This window comes from Actomonas spartinae, from assembly GCF_051209155.1.
In the GTDB taxonomy this organism is placed as follows: Bacteria; Verrucomicrobiota; Verrucomicrobiia; order Opitutales; family Opitutaceae; genus Actomonas.
Window position 1 is genome coordinate 1,795,715 of sequence record NZ_JBPJGB010000001.1, and the last position, 20,742, is coordinate 1,816,456.

The following is a 20,742-nucleotide window of genomic DNA, read 5'->3' on the forward strand; positions in this document are numbered from 1 at the left end:
GCTTTTCCCCGCCATGCGAGTTCCCACCTACGCCGCCACCACCACGGTCATCAGCCAGATCGCCGAGCTCAGCTCGAAGCAGACGACGCTGCAGGACCAGATTGCCAGCGGCCAGCGGGTCAAACTCCCCGGCGACGATCCCGCCGCGGTCGGGCGCCTGCTCGCGCTCGGCGCGGAGCAACGCCGCGTGGCCCAGTTTGAACGCAACTCCGACGTCGCGCTTGAACTCACCCAAGCCACCTTTTCGCACCTCAGCTCGCTCAAGGACCTCTCCGTGCGCGCCGGCGAACTTTCACTCCTCGGCACCGGCACGCTGGGGCAGGAGGCCACCAACGCCTACGCCGCCGAAGTCGATCAACTCATCGAACAGGCCGTGCGCGTCGGCAACGGCCGCCTGCGCGACGACTTCATCTTTGCCGGCACGGCCGTGGGCACCGAACCGATCGCCGTCACCCGCGGAGCCGACGGCAAAGTGGCGAGCGTCACCTATGCCGGCAACACCAGCAACCGCACCGTCTCGCTCACCGAACAGTCTTCGCTGGAGATCGGTTCCACCGGCGCGACCAACACGGCGATCGCCGATTTCATCAACACGCTCGTCACCCTCCGCGATTCGCTCAGCAACGGTGACCGGGCCGGACTCGACACTTCGATCGCCGGTTTGGAAACCGCCGAAGACGCTCTCGTCGAGGCGATCGGCACGACCGGCGCCGCGCAGATGCGCATTGAGGTGAGCAAAAAACAGCTCGGCACGCGCGATGACGAAATCGAGCGCCTGATCTCCGCCGAAGCGGATGCCGACCTTCCGAGCACGGTCGTAAAACTTTCCCAGGCCACCACGGCCTATGAAGCGGCGCTCGCTTCCGCGTCGCGAATCCTCAACATGTCCATCCTCGACTATCTGCGTTAACCGCTGCCCGCCGTCCGATGAAAGTCTCCGCCGAACCCCTCACCACTGCCGGTCCCACCGACGAGTTTCTGCTTCCGCAGGGCCTGGTGGGCTTCCCCGAATACGATCGCTTCACCGTGATTTTCCAAGAAGAGCAACTGCCCTTCTGCTGGCTGCGCCTGATGGGCGCCGACGACGAGCTGCACTTCGTGGTCGTCGAGCCGGGCAATGTGTTGCCCGATTACGAACCCGAGCTCTTCGACGAGGATGCCCTGTATCTCGAGCTCACCGAGCCCTCCGATGCGATGGTGCTTAACATCGTCACGGTCACTCATGGGGCTCAGGCCACCGCCACCGTCAACCTCACCGGACCGGTCGTGATCAACCGCCGCACCGGACGGGCCAAACAAGTGGTTCTTGCGAACCATCAACAATATAGCGCTCGCCATCCCCTGGTCACCGCCTAACTCTCAAAGGAGCCCCCTATGCTCGTTCTCACCCGTAGAGTTGGCGAAGCCATCAAGATCGGCGACAACGTCGAAATCCGCATCACCCGCGTCGATGGCGACATCGTGAAAATCGGCATCGATGCCCCGCGCAACGTGCCCATTTATCGCAAGGAAGTGCTGGCGGACATTGCCAAGACCAACCAATCGGCCGCCGTCAAAGGCACCCGCGGGGGGCCCTTGCCCGCCATGCCGGCGCTGCCGCGCATCGCGCCCCGCCAAGGTTGATGTCCCGCTCTGCGATCGCTCGGTTCTCAGCACCGGGCGATCGGTGTTTTCGGCGCCGCCTCTCTAGTGGAAAAGGTCCTGCCAACCCGCCCGCCGACGGTTGCGACCACCTTTTCCAAAAAAACGCTTAAGATGTTCCCCAGTCATCCGATTGCACGTTCCTGAGTATGATGTCCACGTCCTCGACCACGGCCACCATCACCCCGTTTCCCGCGCTGACGGGGTCCGACCATCGGGCGTGCATCAATTGCATTTTCTGGCTCGAGCAAGCCGGGTGTTGCCATTGCGAGGGTGAGCGTTGTTATGACCTGACCGCCGTCGAACGGCGTCGTTTTTGGCGGCCCTTGCCCGCCACGGCTTCCGCGCCCCCGTGGGCCCAGCGAGCCGCAAATCGAGCCGCTAGTTGATCCCCCGTCGTCGCCTCCTCCGACATGTCCAACCCCGATCCATCGAACCCCGCCACCGGACTCACGATTTTGATCGTGGACGACGAGAAATCGGTGCGGACGGTGGCGCAACGCATGTCTGAACGGCTGGGTTACCGGCCGGTCGTCGCGGCCGATTGCGGTGAAGCGCTGCGCTTGGCGTCCGATCCCGCCACCGCCGTGCAACTCGTCCTGCTCGATGTGCACGTGGGCGAGGAAGACGGCCTGCAGTTGGCGCGCTCGCTGCGCGAGCTCGTGCCGGCGGCATCGATCATCATCATGGGCGGAGATCTCGATGAGCAGGCCCGTCAGACGCAGGCCAAGACCCCGCGCATGCGCCTGCTGGCCAAGCCTTTTGCCTTCGCCGATTTGCGTGAAGTTCTGGCGGCGGCGAGCGACGAACTCCGACGCGCGACTTTCGATGACGGCGATACTTGCCTGCCCGGTCGGGACAGTGCCAACATCGGCGCTTCGAATGGCCGTTAACCCCGCGATCTTTTCCCCCGAGCAGCTCGACCGATTGGTGGCGGCTGCCAGGTCCCGGCTGAAATCCAGCATGCCGGATTCGACGGTGCGGCGTATCTTGGAGCAAAGCGGGGAGGTCCCGGTTTCGGTGAGCGACGCCGCCGGCATCATCCTGCACGCCAATGCGGCCTTGCTCTCGGTCTACCAACTGCCGGCCGCCGAGCTCATCGGACAGAACCAACAGAGCCTGCGCTCCAGTTATCAAAGTCGGGTGGTCTACGAGCACATGCACGCCGTGCTGGCGCGCGGCGAGGTGTGGTGCGGCGAGCTTTGCAACCGCACGCCGACAGAATCGCTGCGCTGGGTCGAAGCGTTCATCGCGCCGGTGGAGGAGGGGAGTGAGATCTACCACGTCGCGCTTTACCACGACAACACGGCGGGCCATCGCACCGAGAGTCCGATGCAATTGCACGATCTGGTGCTCGAGCAAATGGCGGAGGCCGTGGTGATCGCCGATGCGTCCGATCCGGATCTGCCGATCATCTACGTCAACGAATCCTGGACCCGCATGACGGGTTATAGTCTGGATGAAGCGATCGGGCGCAACTCGCGCCTCCTGCAGGGGCACGGGACCGATGAGGCCACCGTCGAAAAGATGCGGGCATGCCTGAGCGACGGCAGCGTATTCCGCGGCGAGGTGCTCAACTACCGCAAGGATGGCGAACCCTTTTGGAACGACCTCGAAATCCGACCGGTCCGTGGCGATGGTGGCGTGCTCACCCACTTCGTCGGCACCTGCACCGATGTGACGGAGCGCCGTCACTTTCGCGCGCAAAGTGACTTTGAGGAAAGCGTGCTCAAGAAACTCGCCCGCGGACAGCGGCTCGACGATGTGCTGCAGGTCATCACGCAAACCCTCGAGAAGCAGTTTCCCGCGCTGCGGACGGGCATCTTCCTGGTCGATCAGGATGACCGCACGCTCATCGCGAGATCGGCCCCGAGTCTGCCGAAAGCCTTTTTTGAACTGGCTCACGGTGAGCCCGTCGATTCGCACGGCGTGTTGAGCGCGGCCGCCGCCGCCACCGGTCAGGCGGTCGTCGAAGCCGACCTCTCGGACCTGCCTGATTCCGACCTCAAACGGCAGGCCAAGGAACTCGGTTTCCGTTCGGCTTGGGCAACCCCGATCTCGTCGGCGTCCGATTCTCCGATCGGCACCCTCATCGCCTTTTCCAACATCGCGCGGCGGCCCACCGAGGCGGAGCGGAGTTTTTGCCAAGTGGCGGCCGGGCTGGCCGCGATCGCGATCGAGCGCTGGCTGGACGACGAGTTGCGTGCTCATCTCGAACGCCAGTTGCGCCGGGCTCAAAAGATGGAGGCCGTCGGCACCCTGGCCGGTGGCATCGCGCACGATTTCAACAACATCCTCACCGGCATCTTCGGCTTCGTGCAGCTGGCCCGCGACGACCTGCCCCCGGAGCACAGCGCGCACACCTGGCTGGAGGAAGTCATGGCTGCCGCCATGCGCGCCCGCGATGTGGTGCGGCAGATCCTCACCTTCAGTCGCCAGCAGGAGCAGGAGGTCGCGCCCTGCGACATCGGTGGCGTCACCACCGAGGCCATCAAACTCATCTCGTCGATGCTGCCCTCCACCATCGAGGTGGAAATCAAACCGGTGCCCCAACATCTGCCGGTCGTGCGGGCCGACCCGGTGCAGGTGCACCAGGCGATGGTCAACCTCTGCACCAATTCCTGGCACGCCATGCCCGAAGGCGCGGGCAAGATCACCGTCGAACTGGTCGACCTCACCCTGCCGCGCGACGGCCTCGCGACCCCCACCGAAATCGATGAGGGCCGCTATGTGTGCATCGCGGTGAGCGACAATGGCGAGGGCATGTCGCCGCCAATGCTCGACCGTATTTTTGAACCCTTCTTCACCACCAAACCCACCGGAAAAGGCTCCGGCCTCGGCCTCGCGGTCGTTCATGGCATCATGCAGGCCCAGAACGGCGGGGTGTTGGTCGAGAGCGAAGAGGGCAAAGGCTCGACCTTCTACCTCGCGTTCCCGGTCGAGGAAACCGAGGCCCCCGAGCCGCCGCCGGCCAAGCCCGTCCTGGTCAAGGGGGACGGGCAATCCCTGCTGCTGGTCGACGACGAGAAGCCGATCGTCGGCTGGCTGCGCGCCTTGCTGAAACGCAGTGGCTACACGGTCGAAGGATACGTGCAGCCGGTCGAGGCACTCGCCGCCTTTGAGGCCAATCCGCAGGGTTTTGATTTGGTCCTCACCGATTTGACGATGCCCGGGCTCACGGGCGTCGATCTGGCCCGCCGGATTCGCAAAATTCGCGGCGACGTGCCGGTGATCCTCATGTCGGGCTACGACGACATTGCCGCGCCCGACCATCTCTTTGATGCCGGCATCAGTGAAGTGCTGCGCAAGCCGCTCATGGCGGAGACGCTCACCATGGCGATCTCGCGCGTGCTCGGTCCGCGCTAGCCGCGGCAATGGGCCGAGGGAGTTTTGAGGCGGGTTGCCGGGCGATTCCGGCCCACCAGAAGCGTGATTCATGGGACGATGCAAATTCTGCGTTAAGGTCCGGCGTCGATGGGTCGATGGGATGGGTAGTCTCCATTCCGTCCCATGACCAATCTACGTAAACTCAGTCTCTTGTTCGCCTTCGTCACCGCCGGCACCATCGGCTTCGCGGAGGAATTCGAAACCCCCGACACCCCGCCGGTGCCCGTGCGGACTCCGCCGCCGGATTACCCGACGCAACTGAAGCGCGATGGCGTTTCCGGCATGGTCGTCGTCAACGTCATCATCGATGAATCCGGCAAGGTCGCCGATGTGGAAGTGCGTAAGTCCACCAATGCTGAATTTGAAAAGCCGGCCCTCGACGCGGTGAAAAACTGGCGCTTCAAGCCGGGCAAAAAGGAAGGCAACGCCATCCGCTGCAAGGTCGCGCTGCCGCTGAAGTTCTCGGCTGATTGATCAACCCTGACCCCAAGACCCGGCTATGAACCGTTTTTCCACCACCATCGGTCGACGCATCGCGGTCGGCTTTGCCATCGTATTGGTCCTGTTCGCGGTCGTGGCTGGACTGGCCGCCTACGTCGTCAATGACGCCGGTGGCACGCTCAAGACCGTGCTCGCCAGCGGCGCTCGTTTGAGCGCAGTCGACAGCACCGAAGCGGCGATCAAGGACCTGCGCCTCAAAGTTGCGAGCTGGATGCAGAATCCTTCCGCTGAAAATGCTGCGGCGTGTGATACTGCCTTCGCGAACTTTGACAAAAATCTGCAGGCAAACATCGAAAGCGCCGATGAGCGCGTGCGCGCTGACCTGCAGGAAGCCGCCAAACTCGCCAAGGCCTTTGCCGCTTCTTATCACGAGCTCAAGCAGCTCAAGGATGAAGAAGCAGTCATCGCCGATCAGGAGCTCGACACTGCCGCGGATTCGCTCCGCACCGGCCTGGACGAGATCATTGCGCTTTCCCGCGCCTCCGGTGACCAGATCATCGCCGCCCGTGGCAACACCGGCCTCCAGCACTACTTTGCCGCCGTAGCCGGCGCCAGCAGCTATCGCCTGCGCAATTCAGTGGAAAAGGTGCAGGACGTCGACTCGGCTCTGAAGGAGCTCGATGCGGAGATCGCGGGCATGCTTGCGGATCAGTTGGAAGCTGAGGAACTCGACGCCTCCTTGGCCTCGCCGGAGAAGAAGGCCGTGATCGCGGCGCTCGAAATCGCCAGCGGCCAGTTTCGATCCTCTTTTGACCGCCAGGTCGAAAACGCCGTCGCCCAGAAGACCACCATGGAACAAACGATGCGTCCCGCAGGCACCGCGTTTGAGGAAAAGATCTCTTCCATCCGCGCCTCCATGCTGCGCAACAACGATGCGCTCGGTGAAGATTCCCTGCAAAGCCAGGCTCGCCAGCAGGTGTTCCTCGCGACCCTCAGCCTCATCGGCATCGGTTGTGGCATCTTCGGCGCCTGGTATATCGGTCGCAGCGTTCGCGCTCCGATCGTGGATCTCGCCCACAAGTTGAACAATGGTGCCGAGATGACCGCCAGCGCCGCCCAGCGCATGTCGTCGGCCTCGTCCGAGCTTGCCTCCGGCGCCTCCCGCCAAGCGGCTGCGCTCGAGGAGTCCAGCGCTTCCCTGGAAGAGGTCGCCGGCATGACCCGTCGCAACGCCGATCACGCCGAGCACGCCAAACAACTCTCCACCCAGGCCCGCACCGCCGCCGAAGCTGGCGCTGGCGACATGGGTCAGTTGCAGAACGCGATGACCGCGCTGCGTCAGTCGAGCTCCGAGATCTCCCAGATCATCAAGACCATCGACGAAATCGCCTTCCAGACCAACATCCTCGCCCTCAACGCCGCGGTGGAAGCCGCCCGTGCCGGCGAGGCTGGTCTCGGGTTTGCTGTGGTGGCCGACGAAGTGCGGGCCCTCGCCCAGCGCTCCGTCCGCGCCGCCCAGGACACCGCCGGCAAGATCTCCGACGCCACCCAACGTTCCGAGCAGGGTGCCAAGCTCTCCGAGCAACTCGCCCAGCACTTTGCCGAGATCACCAGCAAGACTCAGGAGGTCGACCAACTGGTGGCCGAGATCGCCACCGCTTCCCGCGAGCAAACGCAAGGCATCGAGCAGGTTTCCCGCGCCGTCTCCGAGATGGACCAGGTCACTCAGGGCAACGCCGCCGCCGCCGAAGAGACAGCCAGCTCCGCGACCGAGCTCAACGAGCAGTCGCAGGTCATGCTCACTGCCGTCGCTCACCTCGGTCAATTGGCCGGCGTCGAAACGACCGGTGGTGCCGACGGCGAACTCAGCTTCGACGACAGCGACGACTTCTCGATGGCTGCGCCGCCTCCCGCGGCCGCCCCCCGGAAGGCCGCGGCGCCCAAGCGCGCCAGCGCTGCACCGGCTCCGGCGGCCCCGCCCGCCCAGGACGGTGGTTGGGATGCCACGGGTGGTGACTGCGAGTTCTTCGCGCCGATGGACGGCAAGGACAGCTGATCCGTCCGACTTCCTCTTCCCACATTACGTAGACTTGCAGCCCCGGTGCCTCGGCACCGGGGCTTTTCTATGGTTGGTTGGTCGCCAGAGCGGGTGAGGGCGGGATCGGAAATCGCGGTCAGATGGGGGCGGTCCCTTGCCACCACCGTGCGGACCGACTAGGAGTGCGCCTGATTCCATGTTTACCCCGATTCGTTCCCTCCTCCTCGCCGCGGTCCTGCCCGCGACGGCGACCCTCACCCTCGCTCAAGGCGGGGCACCCGCCAACCGTCCGCCCTGGCCGGAGCGTGGACCCAAGCAGCCCACCGGTATCCATTTGGTGGAGACGCTGGAGATGCCGGCCGACGCCGGCCCCCGGACCGAGGCCGACATGACCGGTTACCTCATGGTCTACTTCAAGGACCAGACCCAGTCGGCCTACATGGCGATCAGTGCCGACGGCTACCATTTCACCGACGTGAACGGCGGCGAACCGGTCTTCGACGGTGAGATCCTCGCCGAGCAGAAGGGCGTGCGCGATCCGCACATCACGCGCGGCCCGGACGGCGCTTTTTATTTGGCGATGACCGATCTGCACATCTTCGGCGACCGCATGGGCTTTCGCGAAACCCGTTGGCAACGGCCGGAGGAGGAGCACGGTTGGGGCAACAACCGCGCCCTGGTGCTGATGAAATCGTGGGACCTTATTCACTGGTCGCATTCCGATTTTCGCGTCGACCTGGCATTCCCGGAGCTCGGCGACATCGACTGCTCCTGGGCGCCGCAGACGACCTATGATCCGGTCGAGGACAAGATGATGGTGTATTTCACCATTCGATACGAGAACGCCTACGCCAACATCTACACCGCCTACGCCAACGAGGAGTTCACGAAACTCGTCACCACGCCGAAGAAGATCGAAAACATCGGCGGCATCGACGCCGACCTCACCCTGGTCGACGACACCTGGCACATGTTCTACGTCGCCGGAGCGGCGATCTATTACGCGAAGTCCGACCGGATCAATGCAGGCTTCGTCGCGGAGGACCGTCGCATCGATCCGAACACGCAACCCACCGAAGCGCCCAACGTCTTCAAGCGCCTCGGCACCGATCACACCTATGTGCTCATGTATGACGTCTATGGGGGCCGCCCCAACAACATGGGCTTCAGCGAGACCACCGATTTCGAGACCTACACCGACATCGGTCGATTCAACGAAGGCGTGATGAAGGGCACCAACTTCGAGCGCCCCAAACACGGCGCCGTCATTCACCTCACCGCTGCGGAACTCCGCAAAGTCGCCGAGCACTGGGGCGTCGAAATCGAACTTCCGTAGGACGCGCCCGGGGCGAAACCGAGGGCGGCGGTCGCGACGCGGTGCGCTTGGTCGCAGGCCCAGGTTGCAGTTCGTTTTCCGGAAGACCGGCCTCACCGAGGCCGGCTACCGCTCAAACCCGAGTGACCGCGTAGCGAAGCCGCAACGTCGCGTCGTTCGGCTCATCACGGGGCAGGGGAGCGGCCAACAAAAAACCCTCCGGCGAACCGAAGGGTTTTCAAAAGTGGCTGCCCGGGCTGGGGTCGTTCAGCACCGGAGGTGCGGCCAGACACCAGGGACGCGGCGAAGCCGCAACGTCGCGTCGTTCGGCCCATCACGGGGCAGGGGAGCGGCCAACAAAAAACCCTCCGGCGAGCCGAAGGGTTTTCAAAAGTGGCTGCCCGGGCTGGGGTCGAACCAGCGACCAAGTGATTAACAGTCACCTGCTCTGCCACTGAGCTACCGGGCAATGGGGAGCGGTGAAAAACAGGCGCTCCCTGACCGTTGTCAATGCTCCTTTTACGACTTCCACCGTAAAAACTTTAGGCAGCCAAAGATTTGGTTGATTTCCCCGGGGCAATTCTATGCTCTCGCCCTCTTTTCACCTACGCCTGCCCTCAATTCCGGGGTGACAGGGGGAATGAAAGTTATGTCCACATCCACCGAACTCAAAGTAAACCTGCGCGAACAAACCGGCCGCTCGGCCTCCCGTCGTTTGCGTAAAGTCAATCAGATCCCCGCGATCCTCTACGGTAAGCACAGCGAGCCCAAGGCCCTGTCCGTCGACATCGCGGAGTTCTCCAAGCTCCTCAAGAAGATCGCGGGTCGTAAGACGATCATCGAGCTCCAGAGCGAAGGCGCCGATCAAGCGGCCCTTTCCTTCCTGCAGGAAGTGCAACGCGATCCGATCACGGATCGCTACCTCCACGCCGATTTCCAGGAAATCCACCCGGACGAGAAGTTCGAGGTCGAGGTTCCGGTCGTGGTCGTGGGTGAAGCCCACGGCGTGAAGACCCAGGGCGGTATCCTCGAGATCGCGGCGCACACCGTGCGCGTGCGCTGTCTCGCCAAGGACCTCCCCGGCGCCATCGAGGTGGACGTCACCAATCTCAAGACCGACGAGACCATCAAGGTCGGCGCGCTCCCTGCCATCGAAGGCGTGGAATACCGCGACCCGGCGGGTCAGGCCGTCATCGCCTGCTTGGCGGGTGAAGAGGTCGAGGAAGCCCCGGCCGACGCCGCTGCCGCCGGCAAGAAGAAATAATCTCGCCGCGGCGCCTCGCGCCGCGTGATGCGGCCGCTCGCCGCCTGTTCTTTGCATCATGTCCATCACGCTCGTGCTCGGTCTGGGAAATCCCGGCCGGGACTATGCGGACACCCGTCACAACCTCGCCTGGATCGTGCTCGACGAGCTCGCCCGCCGCGAGGGACTGACGTGGAAACAGCAACCCGCCTTCGCGGCGGAGGTCGCCCGGTGGAATCATCCGTCCGGGCGCCCGGTGCTGTTGGCCAAGCCCCAGACGTTCATGAACGAAAGTGGTCGCGCCGCCCGCGCTCTCGCGAGCTATTACAAGATCCCCAACCCCGCGGTTGCGGTTGTCTACGACGACCTCAACATCGACCTCGGGTTGGTCAAGGTCTCCGACCGCGGCAGTGCCGGCGGTCACAATGGTGTCGCCGACCTGCTCGAGAAACTTGGTTCCGGATTCCTCCGTTACCGCCTCGGCATCGGCCCCAAGGCGCCACCCCAGATGGACCTCGCGGACTTCGTCCTGAGCAAATTCACGCCCGAGCAACGCCACCTCGTTGATCAAAACCTTTCAAATTATCTGTCCGGTCTCGACCTGCTGCTGACCAGCGGTCCGGAACGGGCCATGAACCTTCTAAATCGTAGAGTCCAAAATGAACCCGAACAAACGTAACTATCGCGCCACCTTCATCCTCGATACCCGCGGTGTTGAAGAAACCGTTGAGCAAATCATCGAGAACATGAAGCAGGAGATCGCCGTCGTTGAAGGCGAAGTCTCCGCGGTCGAGAACCTCGGCCAGCGCGATTTCGCGCGTGTCACCAACCCGAAGCGTCCCGCCGGCATTTACGTGCAGGTTGACTTCAGCGCCCCCAGCACCGCTCCGGCGGCCCTGAAGGAGCGTCTGCGCCTCAACCACGTCGTCTACCGCACCTACGTCGAGACCCTCTAACCTGCGTCGGCCTCACCTCCGCGCCTCCACCCCATGGCCAATCTCAATCGCGTCCTCCTCATCGGCAACCTCACTCGGGATCCCGAACTACGGGTCACCCCGAAGGGCAACGCCATCTGCCAGTTCGGTCTGGCGGTGAACCGCACCTTCAAGGACGGCTCCGGGCAGACGCGCGAAGAGACCACCTTCATTGACGTTGAGGCGTGGGGCCGTCAGGGCGAAACCATCTCCAAATACTGCACCAAGGGACGTCCGCTCTTCGTTGAGGGACGCCTGCGGTTTGACTCGTGGGAAGACAAGAACACGGGGCAGAAGCGCAGCCGGCTCTCGGTGGTGCTGGAAAACTTCCAGTTCCTCGGTGGCCGGGGCGATGGTGACGACAACTCCGGCGGTGGTGGGGGCAACTATGGCGGGGGCAACGAGTCCCCCGAGCGGCATTCCCCGCCGCCCCGCCAGCCGCGGGCGGCTCAGCCGGCCGACGACAATCTCGATGAAGACGTGCCGTTCTAAGTCGCACGCTTCGCACCCTTCCAAAAATAAACAAAACCTAATCCATTCCTCCCATGGCCAATACTGAAGTTCTCCTCCTCAAACCCGTCGAAGGCCTCGGCGGCGAGGGTGACCAAGTCAAAGTTCGCGCCGGCTACGCCCGCAACTACCTCCTCCCGCAGGGCTTCGCCACGCCGATGACCCTCGCCAACCGCAAGCACGTCGATGCGCTGCGCAAGCGTCGCGCCGAGCGTGAAGCGGCCGAGCTCAACGGCGCGCAGGAGCTCGCCAAGCAGCTCGAGAAACTCTCCATCGCGTTCGCCGTCAAGACGGGCGAGGGGGGCAAGATGTTCGGCGCCATCACCGCGGCCGACCTGCACGACAAGATCGTCGAAGCCGGCGTGGAGATCGATCGCAAGAAGATCCACCTCTACACTCCGGTGAAGACCCTCGGCAACCACTCGACCAAGATCAAGCTGCACGCCGAAGTGAGCGTCGAGCTGTCCTTCGACGTCGTGTCCGAGAACCCGATCGAAGAGTCGGCCGACGCGGCTGAATCGACCGAGGCCTGATCGCCCCACCGGTTTCTTTCGACCGCCGCCGCGCCCTGTGCCGACGGCGGTCTTTTATTTTGCGCGGTTCGGCCGCCCGTTGATCGGGCCGCGATCCGCGTTTCGTCCCGTCTTCCCCCGCTTTTGTCGATAAGCGCAACAAGTTTTCCATCCCGCATGTTGCCATCCGTCCGGTCGCCCGTTGCGATCTGCCCTTCCTTCCATGGATTCCGCACCTCCCGATTCCCGCACCGAATTCCGTCGACGTCGCGCGCCTGGCCGCGGCGGTGATGATCGTGGGGCGCCGGCCGGGGAGGGACCTTCGCTCGGCCGGCAGCCGCCGCACTCGGTCGAGGCGGAGGAATACCTGCTCTCCTGCTGTCTGCTCGACGGCTCCGATTCGATCGCGAAGTGCCTGGAGAAGAAGTTGCCGCCGGCCGCGTTTTACCTCCCGGCCAACCGGATCATCTACGAGAAGATGATCGAGCTCTACCAAAAGGCGCCGCCCGTCGCCATCGAGGTGCTCGCCGAGGAACTCAAGACCACCGGTCAACTCGATGAAATTGGCGGTCTGCCTTACCTCATGCAGGTGAGCAGCCGGATTCCGACCACGGCCCAGACTGATTACTTCCTGGAGCGGGTGCGCGAGCTGCACCTGTTGCGCCAGCTCATCAAAGTGGGCACCAACACGGTCGAACAATGTTTCAATTTCCAGGGCGGGCTCGAGGAGTTCGTCGACAAGATCGAGCAGGACATCTTCAAGGTCACCCAGGACCGGGTCTCGGACGGGGCCAAGTCGATGAAGGAGACGGCCAAGGCCGCCTGGGTGATGATCGACCAGATGATGCACCACAAGGGCGAGGTCACCGGGGTGTCGTCCGGCTTTAAGGACCTCGACGGCATGACTTACGGCTTTCAGGGCTCGGAAATGATCATTCTGGCGGCCCGTCCTTCGATGGGCAAAACCTCGCTCGCGCTCAACATGGCCGAGAACGCCGCCTTGCCCAAGCGCGGTAAACCCGCCGCCACGCTGGTGTTTTCCCTGGAAATGAGCGCGGCCCAGCTCGGCATGCGTTTGCTGTGCTCGCGCGGTCGCGTGAACATGAAGAAGCTGCGCGAAGGGTTTGTGAGTCCGGGCGGGCGCGAATTCCAGGATCTGCAAAACGCGGCCGACGAGCTGTCCAAGGCGCCCCTCTTCATCGACGACTCCAGCCATTTGACCATCATGGAGTTGCGGGCCAAGGCCCGCCGCCTACACGCCCGCCACCCACTGGGCTTTATCGTCGTCGATTACCTCCAGTTGCTCAGCCCGACCGACTCCAAGACCCCGCGCGAGCAGCAGGTGGCCGAGATTTCCCGCGGACTAAAAGCGTTGGCCAAGGAACTTGAAGTTCCGGTGCTGGTTCTCAGTCAGCTCAACCGTTCCGCCGAGAAAGAAAACCGCACTCCCAAACTCTCCGATCTTCGTGAATCCGGTTCCATCGAACAGGACGCCGACGTGGTGCTCATGTTGGCCCGCCCCCGCGACGCGGATGAGAAGTTCCAAGTGGCTGCTGACTCCGCCGAGTTAATCGTTGCCAAGCAACGAAACGGACCGGTAGGAGACTTGAAGCTTACGTTCCTCCGAGACATCACTCGCTTTGAAAACTACACACCGTAATCCGCTCGTCCGGATCGCTCGATTTATCGTCTTATTTGCCTTGGTCTCGTGGAGTGGCACGTCCGCTCTGGCGCAGGCTTTTGGCGCCGCCCCGGGCACTCAGTCGATTGAGAAGGTCATCATTCGTTTCCAAGGGGCGACCAACGTGAGCGAGCAAATCGTGCGCGCCAACATGCAGGTGCGGGAGGGCGATGTCCTCAACGAAGTGCTCATTGACCGTGACATTCGGTCCCTTTACCGCACCGCGCTCTTCGAGTTCATCGAGGTCAAGCGCGAGACCCTGCCGGATGGGAATGTAAATCTCGTCTTCGAACTCACGCCCCGCTACCGCGTGCTGGCGGTGGTTTTTGATGGCAACGAGCGCCTGCGCGACAAGCGCCTGGCCAAGGAGATCAAGACCAAGGCCAACCTCGTGCTCGACGAGCGCCAGGTGAAGGAGGACTCCGAAAAGATTCGCGAGTATTACCAGAAGGTCGGCTTCAACCGTGTTTCGGTCTACTACGAGATCGATCGCGACCGCTCGACCGGTTTCGGCACCGTGACCTTCAAGATCCGCGAAGGTGCCAAGGTGAAGATCGGTGGCGTGAAATTTGTCGGGAATGACCACGTGAAGGCCCGCAAACTCCGCAAGGAGATGGAGACCAAGCGCTGGTGGATTTGGTCCTGGTTGCTCGGCACCGGCCGCTTCAAGGACGACGTTTTCGAGGACGACCTCGAAAAGCTCCGCGATTACTACCGTGAGGAGGGTTACCTCGACGTCTCGATCCCGCCGGAGCAGATCCAATACGACTATCCCAATCCGGAGAAGCTGATCATCACCATCAATGTGAATGAGGGTCGGCAGTATCGCATCGGTGACATCAAGGTTTCCGGCGCGACGAAGGTCCCCGGTGAACTCATCCGCCTGGGTCTGAAGAACAAGACCGGCGATGTGTTCCGCCCCACGAAACTCGATGAGGACGCGGAGGAGATTCAGAAATTCTACGGTCGCGGCGGCCATCTCGACGCCCGCGTCAATTTGCTGCGTATCCCGAACCTGCAGACCGGCGACATCGACTTGGAATACATCATCGACGAGGGCGATTCCTACGACGTCGAGTCCGTGCGCATCGAAGGTAACACCAAGACCAAGAGCATCGTCATCCTGCGTGAACTCGTGCTGGGTCCGGGCGAACTCTTCGACACCTCCCGCATGGAGATTTCCAAGCTGCGTCTGGAAAACACCCGCTTCTTCGAGGATGTGAACCTCACCGATGAGACGACCAACATCCCTGGACGCCGCAACATGAAGGTCGCGGTCCGCGAAGGTCGCACCGGCAACCTCACCTTCGGCGCCGGCTTCAGCTCACTCGAGCGCGCCGTGATTTTCGCCGAGCTCACCCAATCCAACTTCGACATCTTCAACCGCCGTTCCTTCTTCCAGGGCGACGGCCAGAAGTTCCGCCTGCGCATGCAGCTGGGTGATTACTCGTCCGAAGTGGTGCTGTCGTTTGAAGAGCCCTGGCTCTTCGAGAAGCAACTCGCGACCGGCTTCACGCTCTTCCGCACGACCTCCGACTATAATTCGTCGATCTATAACGAAATCCGCACCGGTGGTGAGATCTACATGCGCAAGCGCCTGTTCGAGCTCGTCAACGGCCAGCTGTCCTACTCCTACCAAGTGGTCAGCATCGACGGCGTTTCGCCCAATGCGCCCTTGCCGATCCAGCAGTTGGCCGGCGACACGATCATTTCCAAGGTCGGGCTCACGCTCGAGCGGGACACCCGCAACAAGATCGTCAACACCACGGCGGGCAACCGGGCCGAGCTTCGCATGGACCTCGCCGGTGGTCCCTTCGGCGGAGACGCTGAATATTACCGCCTCGAATTCCGCGGCTCCCAGTTCTACCCGCTCTTTGAGTTCCAGGAGCAGGTCCTCGCCGTCATCCTGCGCGGTGGTGTGGTGGATGCCTACGGCGACACGCCGCAGGTGCCGTTCTACGAGCGCTTCTTCCTCGGCGGTCCCTACACCCTGCGCGGCTTCGAATATCGTGAAGTGGGTCCCAAGGCACCCGGTTCCACCGAGCCGATCGGCGGCAGTTCCTACGGTATGTTGACGATCGAATACACCTTGGACGTCGTGTCCCCGGTTCGTTTCGCCATCTTCTACGACGCCGGTTTCGTCAACGAGGACGCGTGGGACTTCAATCCCGCCGGCTACAACGACAACTTTGGTGTGGGTCTCGGTCTCTTCGTGGCCGGTGCCCCCCTGCGTTTGGACTTCGGTATCCCGCTCACCAGCGACGGCACCAACGACAAAGGCAACCAGTTCAATTTTTCCTTCGGCACCCGCTTCTAATTTGCTAGTCAGAACCTTTTACCACTCATGAAGAATCCCCTCAAAACCCTCTTTGCACTCGTGGCCGTGGCCGCGGCGGCCGTGACCGCCTCCGCCCAAGCGCCCAAGATCGCGATCGTCGACATGGCCTACTTGTTCGACAATCACTACAAGACCGCCGAGCAAAACACCGTTTTCAAGAACGAGCAGGAGCGCGTCAAAGCGGAGATCAACCGCCTCAACGGCGAAGGTCTCGCGCTCCAGGAAGAAGCCCAAAGCATCGCCGAGCAGCTTAACAACCCGGTCCTCTCCGAGGACGCCAAGGCCAAGATCGAAGACGAGGCCCGCGCCAAGGTCGGTGAGCTCCAGCGCAAGCAGAACGAGATGAACCAACTGGTGAACAACAGCACCGAGTCTCTGCGCAAGCGGGTGATGAACTTCCGCAGCCTCCTCCTCGACGAGATCGCCAAGGTGGCCGTCGAAGTGGCCAAGCGTCAGGGCGCGACCCTGCTGCTCGACAAGTCCGGCCCCTCCGTGCTCGGCATGCCGTCGGTGCTCTTCAATGACGCTTCCCTCGAAATCACCGAGACCGTGCTCGCCGAGATCAACAAGGATCGTCCGGCCGACTCCGCGGTGGCTCCGTCCGAAGGTCCGGCTTCGACCTCCAGCATGGGCGACGAGGCCCCCACGGTCAGCTTCCCCGGCGCCAACTAAGTTCGGCCCGTCATTGCCCCTTGCTGCGAAACCCCGCTCGGTGCAGCGGGGTTTTTTGTGTCCGGATCCCGCGCTTTCGGAGCGACTCCCGAGTTGCCTCGGCATCGTCTCTCAGCACGTTGATTCCATGCAGCTCTCCTATCAATGGGACGAAATTCAGGACATGCTCCACCCCAGGGAGGTGCGTGGCTCCACCTCGCGGCACCTCACTGGAATCGCCGCGCTGAAAGAAGCTCAACCCGGTGACATATCCTTCCTGGGCAACGCCAAATACCGGGCCGATGTCGCGGTCTCGCGCGCTTCGCTCGTGCTGGTGCCGGTGGATTACGAGGGCGACGCCCAGCCCGATCAATGTTTGTTGCTGGTGGACAATCCGTCTGCGGCCCTCGCGAAGCTCTGCAGCCACATCGAGCAAAAGCTGCGGCCGGCGCGTGTCGCCGGGATTCACCCCTCGGCGGTCATCGCGGCGGATGCCCGCATCGACGATAGCGTGGCGATCGGGCCGTTCTGTGTGATCGAGGGGGGAGCGCAGATCGGTCCGGGGTCGCATCTGGAAGCGCACGTTTTTATCGGGCGGGGAGCCAAGCTCGGCGCCGACTGCTGGTTGGGCCCGTCCTCCCAGGTCGGCGCAGCCTGTGAGCTCGGCGATCGGGTGCGCCTGCATAGCGGCGTGGTCGTTGGCGCCGACGGTTTTGGCTACGAGATGGTGGAGGGACGGCACGCCAAGGTGCCCCAGGTGGGCAAGGTGGTGATCGAGGACGACGTGGAGATCGGCGCCAACTCCACCATCGATCGCGCCCGTTTCTCCCGCACCTTGATCGGGCAGGGGACCAAAATCGACAACCTGGTGCAGGTCGGCCACAACGTCGTGATCGGGAAGCACTGCATCCTGTGCGCGCAGGTGGGAATCGCCGGCAGCACCACCCTCGAGGACTACGTGGTGTTGGGCGGACAGGCCGGCGTCGCCGGTCACATCACCGTTGCCAAAGGCACCCAGGCCGGCGGGCAGGCGGGCATCACGGCCAACACCGAACCCGGTGTCACCCTCAATGGCACGCCGGCCCTGCCATTCCATTTGGAGCGCCGCCTCGTGGTGCTGAATCGCAAGTTGCCGGATCTGTTCAAACGGGTGGATCAGCTCGATACCTTGCTGCAGGAAATAAAAAAGACTTCCGCCGAGTAAGAGTGTGGGCAGGATGGCGGCCTGATGAGCGTGCCCGGCCTTAAAATTTTCTCCGGAAACTCCAATCGGCCCCTCGCCGAGGAAATCTGCACGGCGATTGGTGTTCCCCTGGGGGAAGCCACCGTCACCAGTTTTCCTGACGGTGAGTCGTTCGTGAAGATTAACGAAAACATCCGCGGTCAGGATGTGTTCATCGTGCAGTCAACCTGCACCCCGACGAACCATCACCTGATGGAGCTGCTCATCATGATTGATGCGGCCCGGCGCGCGTCCGCGCATCGCATCACGGCGGTGATGCCGTTCTACGGTTACGCCCGTCAGGACCGCAAGGATCAGCCCCGGGTGCCGATCACCGCCAAGCTGGTCGCCAACCTCGTGGTCGCCGCCGGGGCCAATCGCATTCTCACCATGGACCTGCACTCGCAGCAGATCCAGGGCTTCTTCGACATCCCGGTCGACCACCTCTTCGCCTCGCCGGTCTTCTTTGACCACGTCGAGAAGATCAAGATGCGCAGCGACAACATGGTCGTGGTGTCGCCCGACGTCGGCGGCATGAAAATGGCCGCGGCCTACGCCGGCCTGATGAGCTCGCAACTCGGCATGGTGTGGAAGAAACGCACCAGCGCGACGACCGTGGAATCGGTCAACATTGTCGGTGAAGTGAAGGGCAAGGATGTGTTGCTGGTGGACGACATCACCGAGACCGCCGGCACTCTCATGAACGCCGCCAAGCTTATGCGCGAGCATGGGGCCTTGAGCGTGCGCGCCGCGGTCAGCCACTCCTTGCTCAGCCCGATGGCCTACGACCGCCTCAAGCTCGGTCACATCGACGAGCTCATCACGACCAACTCCATCCCGGTCGAACCGCGCGGTTTGCCCATCACGGTGCTCAGCGTCGCCGATCTCCTGGGCACCGCGATCCAACGCATTCACAACAACGAAAGCGTCACCGGCCTCTTCAAGGTGAAGGGCTTCTAAGGCGACCTTTGGTTTGATCGCGACTGTAGCCGGGCTCGTTGAGCCCGGTTTTTTTTTGACCTCGGTCGATCTCGCACCGAGCCATCGGCTGCCCCGGCGATCCGGCCTTGGCCGCGACATCAGCTTCCCGGCTTTTCGGCCGGGAGCGCGGCCAACTCCGGCGGGAGTTGGTCGGCCGGGTAGGTCGGGAAACTCAGCTCGAGCAGGGACACGCAGGGCACATCAAACGTGGTCTGCCCCGCACTGCGATCCACCAGCACGCCGACGCCGACGGCCGTGCCGCCTCCGGCTTTGACGAGGGCCAAGGCCTCATTGACCCGGCCGCCGCGCGTGATCACGTCCTCCACCACGAGCACCTTTTCGCCGGGCGCGAAGGTGAAGCCGCGTCGGATCGCCAGCTTGTCGTCGACTTTCTCGGCGAAGATGTAGCGCTTGTTGGTCTGACGAGCGACTTCCTGACCGATCACGAGTCCGCCCATGGCGGGCGCGAGCACGGTGTCGAACTCCAGGTCCGCCAGCTTGGGCACGAGCAGCTCGGTCAATCGCGTCACCGCCGCCATGTTCTGGCAGACCTTGGCGCATTGGAAAAAGTGCCCGCTGTGCAAACCGGAGCGCAGCACAAAATGGCCGCGCAAGAGCGCCTTGGTGGCCGTGAAAATATCGAGGACTTCCTGCTGGTGGTCGGACATGGCGCCACGCTGAGCCGGCGCGCGTTTCACGCCAAAACATTTTTGCGCTGGGCACGCGGGTCGCTACGCTGCGGGCATGGTCATTGAACGGGCACCTTTGGAAGACGAGTTGGGCGACGTGCTCGACAAGGCCATCGGATGCAGCGGCATGACCGAGGCCGAGGTCGCGGAGAAGGCCGGACTGCAGGTCGAGCGCTTGCAGGGAGCGATTGATTATCTCGAACGCCTGAGCACGGCGGAAATCACGCGACTGGCCGGTGTGTTGAAGCTCAACGAGATCGGCACGCAGGCGGTCGCGAGCGAGGCCTATCCACTGCCGGAGATCAGTGGACTGCCGTTCTGCCTCTACCCCTTGCGCATGTCGCATGGCATTGGCGTGGCCAACGCCTACCTCATCGCCAACTGCTGCGAGGACTGGGGCATCCTTTTCGATACCGGCACCGGGGCAGAAGGGCTGTGGCGGAGTTGGCCGCACAAAATCAAGCGCGTGGCGGCCGTGTTTCTGACCCACTACGAGACCGAACATTGTGGTGGGCTCGCGGCGGTGCGTGAACGCTACCGCGACGTGCCGGTGTTTGGTCCGTCGGCCGAGGAGCGGCCGGCCGGGGTGGTGGCTCTCGAGGACGGCGCGGTTGTGCGTGAACGGGATTTTATGGTCAAAGTATGGTCCACGCCGGGCCACGCCGAAGGGCACCACTGCTACCATGTGGAGGTGCCGGGCGCGCCGCAGGGCCGCTCGCTGCTGGTGTCGGGTGACCTCTTCTTTGCGGGTTCGGTGGGTGGAGCGTTTTTCTGCGCCCGACGGCTGTCGCACAGCCTGCGTGAAGTCTTTGCCCGCTGCGCTCCCGAAACGGTGGTGGCACCGGGGCACGGACCGCTCACCACGATGGCCAACGAACGGCGCTACAATCCCTTTTTGGGTGAGTAGCGCAGGGGGCAAATCGAGTGAAACATTTTGATTGCGCCGACTCAGGTCGCGCCTTTCGCTCTGCCCTCCTCACGGATGGCAAGCCGTCCGGAGGATACACCGTCGGGGTGTAGCTTAGCCTGGTAGAGCGCTACGTTCGGGACGTAGAGGCCGGAGGTTCGAATCCTCTCACCCCGACCATTTTCCCTGGGGCGGAAGGGATGCAAAACGTC

Annotated in this window: 20 protein-coding genes and 2 tRNA genes; 20 read left to right on the forward strand and 2 right to left on the reverse strand. The window is 63.0% G+C overall.

Annotated features, from left to right (window positions below; genetic code table 11):
- The first annotated feature begins 13 nt into the window (after positions 1 to 13).
- The 8 genes from AC0MRV_RS07320 (at position 14) to AC0MRV_RS07355 (ending at position 8,843) form a co-directional block, all read left to right on the forward strand.
- Positions 14 to 910, forward strand: coding sequence for a flagellin N-terminal helical domain-containing protein (locus AC0MRV_RS07320; RefSeq protein WP_472763790.1), 897 nt, complete (start codon positions 14 to 16; stop codon positions 908 to 910).
- Between the two features lie 17 nt (positions 911 to 927).
- Entirely contained in the window at positions 928 to 1,356 is a 429-nt protein-coding gene (fliW, locus tag AC0MRV_RS07325; RefSeq protein WP_472763791.1) for a flagellar assembly protein FliW, read from the forward strand.
- Positions 1,357 to 1,374: 18 nt separating this feature from the next.
- Positions 1,375 to 1,623 carry a carbon storage regulator CsrA gene (gene csrA / locus AC0MRV_RS07330; protein WP_472763792.1) on the forward strand — a complete coding sequence of 83 codons (249 nt, stop codon included), beginning with the start codon at positions 1,375 to 1,377 and terminating at the stop codon, positions 1,621 to 1,623.
- Between the two features lie 431 nt (positions 1,624 to 2,054).
- Entirely contained in the window at positions 2,055 to 2,534 is a 480-nt protein-coding gene (locus AC0MRV_RS07335) for a response regulator (RefSeq protein ID WP_472763793.1), read from the forward strand.
- 70 nt (positions 2,535 to 2,604) lie between these two features.
- Complete coding sequence (locus AC0MRV_RS07340; protein WP_472763794.1) at positions 2,605 to 5,007, forward strand: PAS domain-containing protein; 2,403 nt, start codon at positions 2,605 to 2,607, stop codon at positions 5,005 to 5,007.
- Positions 5,008 to 5,151: 144 nt separating this feature from the next.
- The gene (locus AC0MRV_RS07345) at positions 5,152 to 5,502 is read left to right on the forward strand and encodes an energy transducer TonB (RefSeq protein WP_472763795.1); all 351 of its coding nucleotides are present in this window, start codon (positions 5,152 to 5,154) and stop codon (positions 5,500 to 5,502) included.
- Positions 5,503 to 5,527: 25 nt separating this feature from the next.
- On the forward strand, positions 5,528 to 7,525 hold the full coding sequence (locus AC0MRV_RS07350) for a methyl-accepting chemotaxis protein (RefSeq protein ID WP_472763796.1): 1,998 nt from the start codon (positions 5,528 to 5,530) through the stop codon (positions 7,523 to 7,525).
- 178 nt (positions 7,526 to 7,703) lie between these two features.
- On the forward strand, positions 7,704 to 8,843 hold the full coding sequence (locus AC0MRV_RS07355) for a glycoside hydrolase family 43 protein (RefSeq protein ID WP_472763797.1): 1,140 nt from the start codon (positions 7,704 to 7,706) through the stop codon (positions 8,841 to 8,843).
- A gap of 373 nt (positions 8,844 to 9,216) precedes the next feature.
- Here the strand turns inward: AC0MRV_RS07355 and AC0MRV_RS07360 are convergent.
- Positions 9,217 to 9,291, reverse strand: a tRNA-Asn gene (locus tag AC0MRV_RS07360).
- Between the two features lie 180 nt (positions 9,292 to 9,471).
- Here AC0MRV_RS07360 and AC0MRV_RS07365 point away from each other — a divergent pair.
- The 10 genes from AC0MRV_RS07365 (at position 9,472) to AC0MRV_RS07410 (ending at position 18,913) form a co-directional block, all read left to right on the forward strand.
- On the forward strand, positions 9,472 to 10,086 hold the full coding sequence (locus AC0MRV_RS07365; RefSeq protein ID WP_472763798.1) for a 50S ribosomal protein L25: 615 nt from the start codon (positions 9,472 to 9,474) through the stop codon (positions 10,084 to 10,086).
- Between the two features lie 58 nt (positions 10,087 to 10,144).
- Entirely contained in the window at positions 10,145 to 10,744 is a 600-nt protein-coding gene (pth, locus tag AC0MRV_RS07370) for an aminoacyl-tRNA hydrolase (RefSeq protein ID WP_472763799.1), read from the forward strand.
- Entirely contained in the window at positions 10,725 to 11,021 is a 297-nt protein-coding gene (locus AC0MRV_RS07375; RefSeq protein ID WP_472763800.1) for a 30S ribosomal protein S6, read from the forward strand. The genes pth and AC0MRV_RS07375 overlap by 20 nt, the downstream gene beginning before the upstream one ends.
- A gap of 33 nt (positions 11,022 to 11,054) precedes the next feature.
- Positions 11,055 to 11,531, forward strand: a complete 477-nt coding sequence (locus tag AC0MRV_RS07380; protein WP_472763801.1) for a single-stranded DNA-binding protein — start codon at positions 11,055 to 11,057, stop codon at positions 11,529 to 11,531.
- A gap of 53 nt (positions 11,532 to 11,584) precedes the next feature.
- Positions 11,585 to 12,082 carry a 50S ribosomal protein L9 gene (gene rplI, locus AC0MRV_RS07385; RefSeq protein ID WP_472763802.1) on the forward strand — a complete coding sequence of 166 codons (498 nt, stop codon included), beginning with the start codon at positions 11,585 to 11,587 and terminating at the stop codon, positions 12,080 to 12,082.
- A 202-nt stretch (positions 12,083 to 12,284) separates the two neighbouring features.
- Positions 12,285 to 13,721, forward strand: coding sequence for a replicative DNA helicase (gene dnaB, locus AC0MRV_RS07390; RefSeq protein WP_472763803.1), 1,437 nt, complete (start codon positions 12,285 to 12,287; stop codon positions 13,719 to 13,721).
- A gap of 40 nt (positions 13,722 to 13,761) precedes the next feature.
- Positions 13,762 to 16,059 carry an outer membrane protein assembly factor BamA gene (bamA, locus tag AC0MRV_RS07395; RefSeq protein ID WP_472763804.1) on the forward strand — a complete coding sequence of 766 codons (2,298 nt, stop codon included), beginning with the start codon at positions 13,762 to 13,764 and terminating at the stop codon, positions 16,057 to 16,059.
- Positions 16,060 to 16,086: 27 nt separating this feature from the next.
- Positions 16,087 to 16,752 carry an OmpH/Skp family outer membrane protein gene (locus AC0MRV_RS07400; RefSeq protein WP_472763805.1) on the forward strand — a complete coding sequence of 222 codons (666 nt, stop codon included), beginning with the start codon at positions 16,087 to 16,089 and terminating at the stop codon, positions 16,750 to 16,752.
- Positions 16,753 to 16,879: 127 nt separating this feature from the next.
- Positions 16,880 to 17,935, forward strand: a complete 1,056-nt coding sequence (gene lpxD / locus AC0MRV_RS07405; protein ID WP_472763806.1) for a UDP-3-O-(3-hydroxymyristoyl)glucosamine N-acyltransferase — start codon at positions 16,880 to 16,882, stop codon at positions 17,933 to 17,935.
- A 24-nt stretch (positions 17,936 to 17,959) separates the two neighbouring features.
- Positions 17,960 to 18,913 carry a ribose-phosphate diphosphokinase gene (locus tag AC0MRV_RS07410; RefSeq protein ID WP_472763807.1) on the forward strand — a complete coding sequence of 318 codons (954 nt, stop codon included), beginning with the start codon at positions 17,960 to 17,962 and terminating at the stop codon, positions 18,911 to 18,913.
- Positions 18,914 to 19,032: 119 nt separating this feature from the next.
- On the opposite strand, the gene pyrE is transcribed toward AC0MRV_RS07410, so the two are convergent.
- A complete protein-coding gene (pyrE, locus tag AC0MRV_RS07415) occupies positions 19,033 to 19,602 on the reverse strand; it encodes an orotate phosphoribosyltransferase (protein ID WP_472763808.1) in 570 nt (189 codons plus the stop codon).
- 76 nt (positions 19,603 to 19,678) lie between these two features.
- Here pyrE and AC0MRV_RS07420 point away from each other — a divergent pair, with 76 nt between their 5' ends.
- The gene (locus AC0MRV_RS07420) at positions 19,679 to 20,530 is read left to right on the forward strand and encodes an MBL fold metallo-hydrolase (protein WP_472763809.1); all 852 of its coding nucleotides are present in this window, start codon (positions 19,679 to 19,681) and stop codon (positions 20,528 to 20,530) included.
- Between the two features lie 103 nt (positions 20,531 to 20,633).
- Positions 20,634 to 20,710, forward strand: a tRNA-Pro gene (locus AC0MRV_RS07425).
- Positions 20,711 to 20,742: the final 32 nt, after the last annotated feature.